The organism is Hymenobacter koreensis, from assembly GCF_039541855.1.
In the GTDB taxonomy this organism is placed as follows: Bacteria; Bacteroidota; Bacteroidia; order Cytophagales; family Hymenobacteraceae; genus Solirubrum; species Solirubrum koreensis.
Genome location: NZ_BAABHA010000015.1, coordinates 290058 through 303971, shown reverse-complemented (window position 1 = coordinate 303971; position 13914 = coordinate 290058). Strand labels below are relative to the sequence as shown.

The 13914-nt window shown below is 61.4% G+C and carries 12 protein-coding genes; 8 read left to right on the top strand and 4 right to left on the bottom strand.

Annotated elements, in window-relative coordinates:
• Positions 1 to 52: 52 nt before the first annotated feature.
• Positions 53 to 463 carry a hypothetical protein gene (locus ABD903_RS20065; RefSeq protein WP_345227134.1) on the bottom strand — a complete coding sequence of 137 codons (411 nt, stop codon included), beginning with the start codon at positions 461 to 463 and terminating at the stop codon, positions 53 to 55.
• A 192-nt stretch (positions 464 to 655) separates the two neighbouring features.
• Here ABD903_RS20065 and ABD903_RS20060 point away from each other — a divergent pair, with 192 nt between their 5' ends.
• Together ABD903_RS20060 and ABD903_RS20055 are read left to right on the top strand one after the other, a co-directional pair.
• Complete coding sequence (locus ABD903_RS20060) at positions 656 to 1765, top strand: glycosyltransferase (RefSeq protein WP_345227133.1); 1110 nt, start codon at positions 656 to 658, stop codon at positions 1763 to 1765.
• A gap of 102 nt (positions 1766 to 1867) precedes the next feature.
• Positions 1868 to 3721: a family 10 glycosylhydrolase gene (locus ABD903_RS20055; protein ID WP_345227132.1), complete on the top strand. Its 1854-nt coding sequence runs from the start codon at positions 1868 to 1870 to the stop codon at positions 3719 to 3721.
• Between the two features lie 295 nt (positions 3722 to 4016).
• On the opposite strand, the gene ABD903_RS20050 is transcribed toward ABD903_RS20055, so the two are convergent.
• Complete coding sequence (locus tag ABD903_RS20050; protein ID WP_345227129.1) at positions 4017 to 5741, bottom strand: M28 family metallopeptidase; 1725 nt, start codon at positions 5739 to 5741, stop codon at positions 4017 to 4019.
• Between the two features lie 280 nt (positions 5742 to 6021).
• Here ABD903_RS20050 and ABD903_RS20045 point away from each other — a divergent pair, with 280 nt between their 5' ends.
• A complete protein-coding gene (locus ABD903_RS20045) occupies positions 6022 to 6564 on the top strand; it encodes a Riean_0653 family protein (protein WP_486334023.1) in 543 nt (180 codons plus the stop codon).
• Positions 6565 to 6574: 10 nt separating this feature from the next.
• The gene (locus ABD903_RS20040; protein ID WP_345227125.1) at positions 6575 to 7117 is read left to right on the top strand and encodes a Riean_0653 family protein; all 543 of its coding nucleotides are present in this window, start codon (positions 6575 to 6577) and stop codon (positions 7115 to 7117) included.
• Between the two features lie 82 nt (positions 7118 to 7199).
• On the opposite strand, the gene ABD903_RS20035 is transcribed toward ABD903_RS20040, so the two are convergent.
• Entirely contained in the window at positions 7200 to 9167 is a 1968-nt protein-coding gene (locus tag ABD903_RS20035) for a vWA domain-containing protein (protein ID WP_345227123.1), read from the bottom strand.
• Between the two features lie 184 nt (positions 9168 to 9351).
• On the opposite strand from ABD903_RS20035, the gene ABD903_RS20030 reads away from it, so the two are divergent.
• A complete protein-coding gene (locus tag ABD903_RS20030) occupies positions 9352 to 9960 on the top strand; it encodes an RNA polymerase sigma factor (protein WP_345227121.1) in 609 nt (202 codons plus the stop codon).
• Positions 9947 to 11134, top strand: coding sequence for an energy transducer TonB (locus ABD903_RS20025; protein WP_345227119.1), 1188 nt, complete (start codon positions 9947 to 9949; stop codon positions 11132 to 11134). The genes ABD903_RS20030 and ABD903_RS20025 overlap by 14 nt, the downstream gene beginning before the upstream one ends.
• 77 nt (positions 11135 to 11211) lie before the next feature.
• On the opposite strand, the gene ABD903_RS20020 is transcribed toward ABD903_RS20025, so the two are convergent.
• A complete protein-coding gene (locus ABD903_RS20020) occupies positions 11212 to 11583 on the bottom strand; it encodes a dodecin family protein (RefSeq protein WP_345227117.1) in 372 nt (123 codons plus the stop codon).
• 159 nt (positions 11584 to 11742) lie between these two features.
• Between ABD903_RS20020 and fumC the strand changes: the two genes are divergently transcribed.
• The gene (gene fumC / locus ABD903_RS20015) at positions 11743 to 13143 is read left to right on the top strand and encodes a class II fumarate hydratase (RefSeq protein WP_345228109.1); all 1401 of its coding nucleotides are present in this window, start codon (positions 11743 to 11745) and stop codon (positions 13141 to 13143) included.
• A 204-nt stretch (positions 13144 to 13347) separates the two neighbouring features.
• Positions 13348 to 13782: an STAS/SEC14 domain-containing protein gene (locus ABD903_RS20010; RefSeq protein ID WP_345227115.1), complete on the top strand. Its 435-nt coding sequence runs from the start codon at positions 13348 to 13350 to the stop codon at positions 13780 to 13782.
• Positions 13783 to 13914: the final 132 nt, after the last annotated feature.

Sequence of the window (13914 nt, the reverse complement as noted above, 5' to 3'; positions counted from 1 at the left end):
ACCGGGGCGCGGCGTTTTTAGGAGGTTGTAAACGCTAACTGAGTCAGCGGTATTACGCGCTTCGCAACCAGGTTAGGGCCATTTGCTCTTCGGTGAAAATACGTACTACGGCGGCCTTGCGTAGCTTTTCCGGCATCACGGCTTCCTGCTCGATGAGGCGGGCCGTAATGGTGGCAGCGTGATAAGGCGTGACCAGGTACGCCATGCGGTGCGGCTCGGGCAGCGGTTTAAACTGAGCCCGCATGTCGGTTAGTACCCAATTAAAGTCGTCGGCGGAAGCCAGGCCGCGGGTGCGCAGGTCAATCATCCAACGGCCCACTTTTTCGGCCCGGGCCAAGTCCAGGGCCGCATTATAACCTACGCGGTGCTCCTCCGACGTCACCGGCCGGGTCCAGCGCAGCAGCAGCAGCTGCAGGTCGGGGCGGTAGGTGAGGTGCAGGAAATCCAATTGAACGGCTTGCATGCGGTAGTTGATGTTTCGTGCAATGTACGAAGGCAAGGGACGGTTGGTCGGGCTCCACCGAAAAAAGCATGAGGCGCTGCCAGGGCTCAGCCCGTCGGTAACATTTAGGAGGGGTTTGTGCGTATGGAGCAAGTACCGGAGTTGCCGCTCGGTGGTGTTTTCTTACCTATTCTCGAGCCTGGCTACGGTTTTATGCTGCTATTCGCGTCGTTTTTCGCGGTCTTCTTTCTGATTTGTGCCGGCCTGCTGGGGCGGTTGTTGGTACGCCGCCGGCCGCACGCCACGTCGGCTCGACCCAAGGTGAGCATCCTGGTTCCGGCCCGCAACGAGGCACACCACATCGAGCGGTGCCTTCGGTCGTTGGCCCAGCTCAACTACCCCGTCGAGCAGCTCGAAATTCTCATCGGCAACGACGCCTCCACCGATAACACGGCGGCCGTGGTGCAGGCGTTTATTGCCGACAAACCGCAGTTTCGGCTGGTGCAAATAGGCGGCGAAGTGGGCCGGGCCAAGGGCAAAAGCAACGCCATTGCCCAGCTTACCCGCCACGCCACCGCCGATTACTTCCTGCTTACGGACGCCGACATGCAGCTCTCCCCCAATTGGGTGCAGTACATGCTGGGCGCGGCCGAAGAAACTGTAGACGGCCGTTCCGTGGGCGTAGTAACCGGCTCCACCGTAGCCCACGGCAACTTGTTCGGCCGCTTGCAAGGACTGGACTGGCTGTTCGGCCTGAGCGTAATTCGGGTGCTGTCGGACGCGGGCCTGCCCGTTACGGCGGTGGGCAACAACATGCTGGTAACCCGCGCTGCTTACGACAGCATTGGCGGCTACGAAACCCTGGCGTTTCAGATTACCGAAGATCTGCAGCTTTTCGCCTGCATTGTAAACGCCGGCTGGGGCTACCGCAACCTCTGGCACAAGCACGCGCTGGGCGTATCGGCGGCGCAACCCACGGTGAAGGCCTTGCTAGAGCAGCGCAAACGCTGGATGCGCGGCACCACGCGGCTGCCGTGGTACCTGTCGGGGCTGTTTGGGCTGTACGGCCTGTTTTACATGGTGCTGTTTTTTCCGCCGTGGGTAGCGTGGCCGCTCACGCCGCTGATTTTTGGTGCGAAAATGCTGCTTCAAACCCTCTACCTCTGGATTAGCCTGCGCCAAGTAGGCCGGCGCGAATCGTGGCCCGTGCTGCTGCTCTACGAGTTTTACCTGGCGGGCATGTCGTTGCTGGTTCTTGGTTACACGCTGCTGCCGGGCCAAATCCGGTGGAAAGAGCGCCGCTACGCCTGGGCCGAAGTGTAAGCGGCGGGTTGGTTTGCGGCGGGCACATAACCTACTGTCGTGGTTGCGTTACCGCTGAAGGGAAGCGTACTTGGTGGCACTTTCCACGCCACCTTCCTGCCCATGAAGCAAACCTACTTTCCCCGATTTAGCCGTTTCCTGTTAAGTATGGCGCTGGCCTGTGGGCTGATGCTGCTTACCAGCTACGCCCAAGCTCAAATGGCCGGCCCCAAGCGCGAGTTCCGCGCCGTGTGGGTGGCACACGTGTTCAATCTCGACTGGCCCAGCAGCAGAACCCGCACGCCCGCGCAGCAACGCGCCGAGTTCATCAGCCTGCTCGACCGCCACAAGCAAAACGGCCTGAACGCAGTGGTGGTGCAAGTGCGTGCCTCCGGCGACGCCATTTACCCCAGCACGCTGGAACCATGGAGCGAATGGCTGAGCGGCACCCAGGACGTAGGCCCGCAGCCGGCCTACGACCCGCTGGCCTTCATGATTCGCGAGACGCACCGCCGCGGCATGGAGTTTCACGCGTGGTTTAACCCCTACCGCGCCGTTACCAACGCCACCACCTCCAGCATTGCCGCCAACCACGTGTCGCGCCTGCACCCCGATTGGATAGTACCCTTTGGCGCGCTGCGTGTGCTGAACCCCGGCCTGCCGCAGGTGCGCACCTACCTGAACCGCGTGGTAATGGACGTGGTGCGCCGCTACGACATCGACGGCGTGCACTTCGACGACTACTTCTACCCCGCTCCGGCAACCGGACTCACTTTCGACGACGACGCGGCCTTTACCGCCGACCCGCGCGGTTTCACCGCCAAAGCCGACTGGCGCCGCGACAACATCGACTTGTTCGTGCGGGCCGTATCCGACAGCATCCGGAATGTGAAACCGCGGGTAAAGTTTGGCATTTCGCCGCCCGGTGTGTGGCGCAACGGCACCAGCGTGGGCGGCACCGCCACCACCGCTTTTGCTTCCTACTCCGATATTTTCGCCGATTCGCGCAAGTGGCTGCAGCAGGGCTGGGTCGATTACCTCGCGCCGCAGGTGTACTTCAGCATCGGCCAAACGGCCGCTAACTACTCGCTCATTGTGCCGTGGTGGAGCCAGCAGGTGCTGCCCACCATGCCGCGCCATGTGTACGTGGGCCAGGCCGCTTACAAAGTCAGCGCCACGGCTAGTGATGTTAATTTCCGCTCTCCCAGCCAGATTCCCAGCCAAATCCGCTTGCTTCGGCAGCAGCCCAACATTCAGGGCAGCATTCATTACAAAAGCACCGAGCTGCTGGCTAACCCGTTGGGCGTGGCCGATTCGTTGCGCCTGAACTTCTACCGCAACCCGGCTCTGGCGCCCACCATGCCGTGGAAAGACAACGTGCCGCCCACCACGCCGGTGCAGGCGGGCTTGTGGAACGATGCCAACAACTCCGGTTTCGTGTACATCGGCTGGCAGCCCGGCCCCGCCGCTTCCGACGGCGAGCAGTCCCGCTGGTACGTGGTGTACCGCATTCCCGGCGCCACCGGCCCCGTTACCGCCACCGATTTAGCCGACCCTGCCAACATTGCGGCCGTTATCGACACCACCGTTTACCGCGACATTGCCCGCCCCGGCGTGCCCTTCCGCTACGCGGTTACGGCCCTCGACCGCCTGCACAACGAAAGCGCGCCGGTGCAGAACTTCATTCTGCTGTTGCCCACCAAGCCAGCCACCGTAACGGCTCTGCTGGAACCAGCTTACCCCAACCCGTTCCGTGAAAGCACGCAGCTAACCTACACGCTGCCCGCGGCCGGACAAGCCACCGTGCGCGTGCTCGACCTCACGGGCCGCACCGTGACCACGCTCACCAACGGCCGCGAAACCGCGGGCCGGCACACGGTAACGCTGCAAGCCGGCAGCTTATCGGCGGGCCTGTACGTGGTAGAGCTACGGACCGAAGGCGGCACCTGGCGCCAGAAAGTGCTGCTGACGCGGTAAGACCCCGCTAAGCCAGAACGTCATATCGAGCTTGCCGAACCGCAGAAAAACCTAAGCCAATCTTTTCTACTGCTTCACCGGAACGTCATGTCGAGCGCAGTCGAGACATCTCGCCGGATAGTAAAATCCTCGTTGAACGAGCCAGGTTACTATTCATCATCAGCACGCGAGATGTCTCGGCTGCGCTCGACATGACGGTTAAGTGTGCATAAACTGAACAAGTAGAACCGCGGCAAACGAGACGCGCCCCGACCTATGAAGGTCGGGGCGCGTCTCGTTTGCTGACTGCGGAGTGTTACATCGTGGGTTTGGCTTTCAGGCTTTTCTCCCGGGCGGCTTTAAACTCGGAGCCGACTTTCCACTGCGGGAACGTGGTTTCGTTGGCTATGCGCTGACCGATGCGGAATAGCAGGCGGGCATCTTGCTCCATGCCGCGCAGGTCCCACTTGGGGTCAAACTCGTCGGAGGGCTGGTGGTAGCGGTTGGCTTTGTAGTCTTCGGCACTGCGCTTGGCGGCTTCTTTTCCGCCTTTCCGCGCATCGAAACCACCGGCGGCGTAGAGGGCCGGTACGCCCACGTGGGCCAGGCTGAAGTGGTCGGAGCGGAAGAAGTGGCCTTGCTCGGGCGTTTGGTCGGGCACGATGTAGCGGTTTTGCTCTTTGGCGGCCGCTTCGGCGTAGTCGTCCAGCTCCGATTGGCCGTGGCCCACTACCGTCAGGTCGCGCATGGGGCCGTTGGGCGAGAGGGCGTCCATGTTCAGGTTAGCCACGGTTTTGTTGAGCGGAAAAACCGGGTTGGCGGCGTAGTAGGCCGAGCCCAGCAGGCCCTGCTCTTCGCCGGTTACGGCCAGAAACACTATGCTGCGGCCGGGCTTTTCTTTCGCCTGCTGGTAGGCTTTGGCAATGCTGAGCAGGGCGGCGGTGCCCGAGGCGTTGTCTACGGCGCCGTTGTAGATGGAGTCGCCGTTCACGGCCGGACCCACGCCCAGGTGGTCCCAGTGGGCGGTGTACACAATGTACTCATCGGGGCGGGTGGTACCGGGCAGCACGGCCAGCACGTTTTTCGAGGCCTTTCGCTCGATGGTGGTTTTCAGGCTGGTGCTTAGGTTCAGGCCCATGGGCTGCGGCTTGAAGCCGGGCTTGTTGGCGGCCTGAAACTGCTGCTCGTAATTCATGCCGGCGGCGGTGAACAGGCGCTTGGCGGCGTCCAGCGTCAGCCAGCCTTCCATGGCGCACTTGCCGGCGCCTTTGTCGGCGCTTTGCGGGAACAGTTGCTCGCCGGCCCAGCTGCTTTCCACTACGCTCCAGGGGTAAGAAGCTGGCTTGGTATCGTGCACGATGAGCACGCCGGTAGCGCCCTGGCGGGCGGCCTCCTCGTATTTGTAGGTCCAGCGGCCGTAGTAGGTCATGGCTTTGCCCTTGAACAGGGTGGTGTCGCCGGTGCCAAAACCGGGGTCGTTTACCAGCACCACCACGGTTTTGCCTTTCACGTCGAGGCCGGCGTAGTCGTTCCAGTTGTACTCGGGGGCTACCACGCCGTAGCCGGCAAACACCAGCGGCGAGTTGCTGACGGCAATGCTGGGCTGCTCCCGCTCGGTTACGGCCATGTAGTCCCGCTTATAATTCAGCGTGAGCGGCTGGCCTTTGCCGGTAATCTGCATGGTGGGCGCGGGCGTGGTGTTGATTTGCACCAGCGGCACGTTCTGGAAGTAGGTACCGTTGGGGCCGGGCTGCAGACCGAGCTTTTTGAACTCGGCAGCGAGGTAGTTCACCGTTTTGGTTTCGCCGGCCGAGAAAGGCTTGCGGCCCAGAAACGCGTCGGAAGCCAGTTCCTGAATGTGGCGGCTGAGGTCGGCGGCGCGGATGCCGTCGTTGGGCGCGGCCACCACGGCGGTATCGGCGGCGGCGTCCGGAGCGGCAGAGCCGGTGGCGGTGGCAGAATCGGGGTTGCTTTGGCAGCTGGCCAGCAGCAACAGGGCGGCCGGTAGCGCCCAGGCGGAGGGGAAGAAGCGGGTTGTCATCGGGCGTAAAGTACGGCGGCGCGATGGGTTTGGGATACAGCGCTGAAAGGGCAAGGATATTGGATCGGCTGTTTGAGAGTATGCCCGGCCGAAATAATGTCTGGTGCTGCACAGGCACCAATGAGGCGGAGCGGCGTGAAACGGAATTTAGCGTCTGTTTTCAGCCCGTTTCTGTCCTTGCTTAATGTCTGATTACACAATTAATTGGCTTTACGCTTCCGATGTCTATGTGCACCTTGTTTCAGTGGCTTAGCTTCTTACAGCAAGTCATGCGCTTTTTATGAAACTATACTTACTCTGCGCCTTGCTGCTTGTACTGATGATAAGCTGCAAGAAAGCCGACGACGACTGGATACCTACCGGCAGCAACACCTTTTCCTGCAAGGTGGACGGTCAAATGTTTGCGCCCAAAGAAAGCGGGGGTGTCTTCTCCAGCACCAAACCGCTGCACGCGGGCTATGACAGAAGAAGAAAACTCTTGCTTGTAGAGGCGGAAAGAAGTTCACAACAAGTATCTTTTTACCTGAGCAATCTTGTATTAGCTGGTAAGTATTCCCTCGGTTTTACTTCTCTCCCTTATCCTGCATCTACCTCCCCAATTAGCTATGGTATTTATGTGCAGCCTGTGCCGGGCCCAGACCCCTACAACCAGCCACCGCCCATTCGCTACTACACGGACTCGGTGTACGCGGGCACGGTTCAAATAGTACGTTTCGACACGCTTGCGCGCATTGCGGGTGGCACCTTTGAATTCGTAGCTCGCGAGTCGGCAACTGGCAAGCTCGTGCGCATTACTGATGGGCGCTTCGATGTGCGATTTTAATCACTCGGCCATGAGCACCACGCGCTTCTTCTGTTACGCAGCTTTGCTCTTGCTCACCCAGTGCAGCAAGTGTAAAGACAACGACCCCAGCCCCGAAAAGCAGTTGCCGCCGGCCACCCAAACTGGCGCTAACACCTTCGGTTGCCTCGTCAACGGCCAGGCTTGGACACCGCGCGGCAACAACGGCACATCTAATTACTCGGTAGTGTACGAGCAAACGCCCAACGCTCTGTTCGACCTGCGTACTTACCGCTACTTCGATACGGGCCAGCCCGACGCCTTCCAATACCTGATCTTGTTCGCCCGAAACCTGCGCGGGGCCGGTGTGTACGACCTGGCTGATGCCAGCAATACCCGAGTGAGCCTAAATGACCGCCTGAGCGGTTGCTACTACAACAGCCAAGACGCAGGCACTTATCACAAGGGCACGCTCACCATTACGCGACTGGATTTGCAGGCCGGCATCATCGCAGGCACGTTCGACTTCACCCTCTACCTGCCCGGCTGCGACACGCTCAAGGTCACCAACGGCCGCTTCGACAAGAAACTGTAGTGCCCCACCCAAAAGCAGCGGCCCGCCAGAAGCGGGCCGTTGCCGGTTGGTGAGTGAATGGGCAAACAGAATTTACATACCATCAGCGGCGGCCGACGCTGCCGGCACCGGGGGTGAGCCCGGCGGCGGTTTCCATCAGCCGGATGCACTCGGCGCGGTACCCATCGTCATCTTTACCACGGGCTGCGCGGGCCAGCTGTAAAGTAGAGTCATAAGTACCCCTGCCGGGTTGCGTTGACTGATGAAGCAATTGGCCAAATTGTGCGACGGCCGCCGCCCACCGCAGGCTTTCCGAGGCTTCCTGCACCGGCCGGCCTTCTCCCCCGAGTGGCTGGCTAATAAGGCGGCTTTGCTGGCCCTGTGGTTCTTTGTAGCGCATTTTCACTGTTAACCACTCGGTGGTGGCTGGGACTTTGGTTGCTTGCGCGGGCGCTTGGTATTTCAAGGGGTCGATGAGGCCGGGGGCGCCCACGGGCACCACTTCGTAGAGGGCGGTTACCTGCTGGCCTGCGCCCAACTCGCCGGCGTCTTTTTTGTCGTTGTTGAAGTCCTCGGCGGCCAGCAGGCGGTTTTCGTAGCCGATGAGGCGGTAGGCCTGCACGCGGGCGGGGTTAAACTCCACTTGCAGCTTTACGTCTTTGGCCAGGGTAAAGAGCGTGCCGCCGAACTGCTTTACCAGCACGCGCCGGCCTTCGTCGAGGTTGTCGATGTAGGCGTAGTTGCCATTGCCTTTGTCGGCGAGGCGCTCCATTTTGCTGTCCTGCAAGTTGCCGGTGCCAAAGCCCAGCACCGAGAGAAACACGCCCGATTCGCGCTCCTGGGTAATGAGGTGCTCCATGGCGTCGTCGGAGGATTCGCCCACGTTGAAGTCGCCGTCGGAGCACAGGATAACGCGGTTGTTGCCCTCTTTCAGGAAGTGCTGGCGGGCCGTGGCGTAGGCCAGCCGCAGGCCCTCACCGCCGGCCGTGGAGCCACCGGCTTCCAGCCGGTTAAGGGCAGCCAGAATATCGGCGCGCTGGGTGCCGGGCGTGGGCGGCAGCACTAGGCCGGCGGCCCCGGCATACACCACCAGGCTCACACGGTCCTGCGGGCGCATTCGCTGCACCAGCTGCGTGAGCGAGGCCTTTACCAGCGGCAGCTTATCGGCCGATTGCATGGAGCCCGAGACATCGATGAGGAACGTGAGGTTGGCGGGCGGCAGCTTCTCGGTGGGCACGTTGCGGGCCTGCACGCCCACGAGTACCAGCTGATGGGCGGGCGCCCAGGGGCAGCGGGCTATTTCGGTGTGCAGCGCGGCGGGCGCCTCGGTGGTGGGCTGCGGGTAGTTGTAAGTGAAGTAGTTAATGAGTTCCTCGGTGCGCACGGCGTCGGCGGGCGGCAGCTGGGCCTCCTGCTGCAGGTAGCGGCGCACATTGCTGTAAGAGGCCGGGTCTACGTCGATGCTGAAGGTGCTCAGCGGCTCCTTGCTTACTTGCTGAAAGCCGTTTTCGGGCAGGTGGGCGTAGGATTCGCGGTTTTGTGGTGGGGGTTGCTGGTAATAATCAGCCGACATTGCTTTGCGGGCTTTATGGTCCCCTCGAATGGTAGCTAATCCACGGATTCGGATACTTGGCGCTGCTCCGGGTTGCCCGCCCGTTACCACTACTTCATTCAACTGCTTGGTATCGGCAGCTAAGGCAACATTCACCCGCTGACCGGCCCGAAACGGCTTTTCCACCATTTGGTACCCAACCGAGCTTATTTGCAGCGTGCCTTGCGTTAAACCCGCGGGTAAGCGCAGCTGATAAGAACCGTCGTGATTGGTGCTGATGCCCGTGGTGGTGCCTTTCAGCAGCACCGTTACGCCGGGTAAACCCTGGCCGTTGGAGCGGTCGGTAACGCGGCCGGCTACGCTCATAGAGTCAAGAGCCGCAGCCAGCGCCGCGGTGGGATTGGCCTGCTCCGCACCGGTGGTTACCGCAGTAGGGGCCGATTGCCGGACGCAGGCCGGCAGCAGCGCGGCCAGCAGCAACAGGCGGCCGGCAGGAAGTACACGTGAAACGAATAGCATAGTCGGTGGTGGTTGAGGTGGTGAGTTGTTGATTGGATGCCGCCTCGTTTTCGATTCCACACGCCGGACGTAATTTTTTTAGTTGTCAGTTGTCAGTTGGGGTACGGGCTGCGAACCGTGGGTTGTCGGTTGCGGCCATTTCATTGTTAATTGCTCATTGTTAATTGCTCATTGCCCCGCCCGCATGTTCCTGTTCCGCCGCCGTAAGCCCACCGAGCCCGCGCCTCTTACCGAGGCCGAGCTGCTGGCGCGCTACCGGCAGCACGGCGACGTGCAGGACCTCGGCCGCCTCTACGAGCAGTACATGCCGCTGGTGTACGGCGTGTGCCTGCGCTACCTGCGCCGCGAAGACGACAGCAAGGATGCCGTAATGCAGATTTTCGAGAAGCTGGTAGTGGATTTGCGCCGCCACGAGGTGCAGCACCTCAGCAGTTGGCTGCACACCACCGCCCGCAACTACTGCCTCATGGAGCTGCGTCGCCGCAAATCGGCACCCGAAACCATAGAATTAACGCTGCCCGCGGCGGCCGATATGGAATCCGGTACCGGCGCGCATCCTTTCTCTGCCGACGGCGAAACCAGCTCTGAAGAACAGCTTCAGCAGTTGGAAGCTGGTATGGCCCGCCTCCCACCCGAGCAATACCGCTGCCTCGACTTGTTTTACCGCCAACAGAAATCGTATCAGGAAATTGCGGCCCTCACCGGCTACGACTTACCCAAGGTGAAAAGCTACCTGCAGAACGGGAAGCGCAACCTCAAACTGTACCTAACCTCCCCCCATGCGGCCCGCTAACCTCCGCCCTGCGCCCGATCCACCCGCCCCGCACCTGCCGGCGGCGGTGCTGCGGCAGTACGCGGCCGATACCCTTACGCCCGCCGAGCGCCGCCGCGTGGAAGACCACGTCCTCGACTGCGACCTGTGCAGCGACGCCCTCGACGGTTTTATGGCCGCGTCCGCCGAAGCTACTTCGCCGGCTGCCTTAGCTGCGTTGCGCCAGCAACTGCACACCCGCGTAACAGCTGAACCGGCGGTGCCACGCCGCGCCGTGGCTTGGTGGCCGGCTGCTGCGGCTACGGTTATTCTGCTGATTGCGGCCTTTGCCGTTTTTCGGCTGTGGGCGCCATCGGCGCAGGTGCAAGAGCAGTCTGCGCCGGTTGCAGCTTCGGCACCAGCCCAAACCGAATCGGCCGCTGCTGATGCGGCACCTGCGCCCGCCGCACCGGCCGCACCGGTTCAGGAAGAGGCGGTGCCGGCCGTGGCTTCAGCACCAGCAGAACCGTCTTTGGCTGCACCTCGCAAGGCTGCCCGGAAACGCCCGGCGTACGCTGTTGCCTCTCGTTCGCGCGCCAATCAGCCCACTACGACGGCGGAAACTGCCAGTACATTATCTACTAGCAGCGAAGCCAACGCAGCTGCTGATGCAGGGAGTGTTGCCTCGGCGCCTGTTGCAGCGGCTCCGGCGGCCGCCGACGCGGCCCGATTGGAAGAGCCCAAAGAGGCCGTGGCAGCGGCCAAAGTCAAAAGCGCCGCCCCTGAATCGGCTATGGCCATGCGCCGCAAAGCTGCTACGGCGGCTCCCGACAGCGCACCACCCAGTGCCGCGTTTACCTCGCCATCTGGCGAACCAGCCGCAGCCACCAAGGGAGTATTACCTGCTCCACCCAATGTTAGCCCCCTGCCGGCCGGTGGCTACCAAGCGTACCGCACCTATCTGCGCCGCAACCTCAAGTACACCGACGACGCCCGCACCGACCGCGCCCAGGGCGACGTGAAAGTGCGCTTTACCGTGGGCCCCGATGGCGCCGTTCAAAACCTGCAAATCATCAACAGCGTCCACCCCGACCTCGACGAAGAAGCCCTGCGGCTGATTTGCGAAGGCCCAGCGTGGTACCCCGGCATTGAAAACGGCAAGCGCGCTGCCCGCGTGGTGGAGCTCAATATTTCGTTCCGCCTGCCGCTGCGCTAACCCCAGCAACGGGCATCAAAACGCCCCGCCACTTGGTTGTCTACCAGGTGGCGGGGCGTTGTTATTACAAAGCTTGCTTAGTTGCTGTAACCGCCGCCGCTTTCGGGCGAGGTGGCACTACCGCCGGGCACCACGGGGCGCGGCAGCTGCGGCTCGGCGTTAATGTTCATGCCCGAATAATCGGGTACGCCTCCGCCGTCTACTTCGGCAGCTGCGGCGCCTGAGGCGTGATTGGGCTGCCACTTGTGCATTACCTCGAAGGTGATTTTGGCCGTGATGCGGTACTCCACAATCAGGTTGTCCCTCACCTTGCAGCTTTGGTCCTTGATGTAAATGCTCTTGATGCCGTTTACGGTGGTGCTGGCTTCGCGCAGGGCGCGCTGCAGGGCATCCTCAAAGCTTTTGTCGGACGAGGCCAGCACTTCGATGACTTTCTTGATGGTGCTCATGGTTGGTCGGGGTTGGGGTTAGTGAATCCTCGGAAGCGGATATCCATGTACGCAGCCCGGCACGTAAAGGCTACCCGCGGCTTGGCCCCCGGTTCGGGCTTCGCTACTTTTGCCCCGCCCTTCGGGGCCTTCGTTCGTTTCACCGATTTTGCTTTCCTGATGCAGTTCCGCACCGAAAAAGACACCATGGGCACCGTACAGGTCCCCGTCGACGCCTACTGGGGCGCTCAAACCCAACGCTCCATCGAGAACTTCCAAATCGCGCAGGACATCAACCGCATGCCCAAGGAAATCATCCGGGCGTTTGCGTACCTGAAGAAAGCCGCCGCGCTAACCAACCGCGACGCCGGCATTCTGCCCGCCGACAAAGCCGAGCTCATCGGTCGCGTGTGCGACGAAATTCTGGAAGGCCAGCTCGACGACCAGTTCCCGCTGGTGGTGTGGCAAACCGGCTCGGGTACCCAGAGCAACATGAACGTGAACGAGGTGGTAGCTTACCGCGGCCACGTGCTGCAGGGCGGCCAGCTCACCGACGAGAAGAAGGCGCTGGCCCCGAACGACGACGTAAACAAGAGCCAGAGCTCGAACGACACCTTCCCCACGGCCATGCACATTGCGGCCTACAAGATTCTGGTGGAAGTAACCATTCCCGGCATCGAGAAGCTGCGCGACACCCTGCGGGCCAAGTCGCAGGAGTTTATGCACGTGGTGAAAATCGGCCGCACGCACCTCATGGACGCTACCCCGCTCACCGTGGGCCAGGAGTTCAGCGGCTACGTGTCGCAGCTCGACCACGGCCTGCGCGCCATCAAAAACACGCTGGCTCACCTTTCCGAGCTGGCCCTGGGCGGCACCGCCGTGGGCACGGGCATTAACACGCCTCCCGGCTACTCCGAGAACGTAGCCAAGCACATTGCCGACCTTACCGGCCTGCCCTTCATCACGGCCGAAAATAAGTTCGAGGCCCTGGCCGCCCACGACGCCATTGTGGAAGCCCACGGCGCCCTGAAAACGGTGGCCGCCTCGCTGATGAAAATCGGCAACGACATCCGCCTGCTGGCATCGGGCCCGCGCGCCGGCATCGGCGAGCTGTTCATTCCGGATAACGAGCCCGGCTCCAGCATCATGCCCGGCAAGGTGAACCCCACGCAGAGCGAGGCCATGACCATGGTGGCGGCGCAGGTAATGGGCAACGACGTGGCCATCAACATCGGCGGCATGAGCGGCCACTTCGAGCTGAACGTGTTCAAGCCTGTCATGATCTACAACTTCCTGCACTCGGCCCGCCTCATCGGCAACGTGTGCGTGAGCTTCAACGACAAGTGCGCCGTGGGCATTAAGCCCATCGAGGAAAACATCAAGAAGCACGTCGATTCGTCCTTGATGCTGGTAACGGCCCTCAACCCGCACATCGGTTACTACAAAGCCGCCGAAATTGCCCAAACGGCCCACCGCGAAGGCAGCACCTTGAAGGAAACGGCCCTTAAGCTCGGCTACCTCACCGAGGAGCAGTTTAACGAGTGGCTGAAGCCCGAAGACATGGTGGGCGAAATCAAATAAGCGTAGCGCACTGACTCCCGGCGCTACGTAGCGCTGCGGAGTAATGCCTTCTTCCAAAGACCACAGCTAAATCAGGCTGTGGTCTTTTTTATTATAATAATTAGTAAAATATTTAAATATTTAGCAAACTTATTATCGGATTATTGGTAAAATGGCGGACCCTGCACACCAATAGCCTTTCTCGTTCGTTCTGCTTCCGCCTTTATGATACTGTACGAAAACGCCCACCTGCGCATTCTATACGATGGCCGCTTGCGGCTGTTGGAAGCGCATTGGCTGGGTCCGGCCAGCAGCGACGAGTTCCGAAGAAGCCAAACCCACTTGCTGGATCTGGCCGAACGCTACCAGGCCCGGGCCTGGCTGGGCGACCTGCGCCGCCTGCCCGGCATTTTACCCCTCGACCAAATCTGGCTGGAGCAAAACTGGTTTCCGCGCTTCTTAAAGCTGGGCCTGGAAAAGCTGGCCATCGTGAATGCCGACGACCCCTTCAGCCGCGCCGACGTAGCAGCCGTGGCCGAAGCCGCCAAGGCGCCGCAGCACCCCGGCCGGCCCGACGTGCGGTATTTCAACGATGTGAGTGAAGCCCGCGAGTGGGTGAGCACGCCCCTCTCGGTGGCCCGCTTGCCGCGGCTAGGCTAGCAACGGCAGCGGTAAAGGGGCGGGCACTTCGCAGTCGGTTTCGTCGTTAAGCGGCTGACGCGTAGGTTTGTCTTTAAATCAGTGACCGACTTGGTGACTGATTGAGTGATTGAATGTTGATTAAGCATTCCG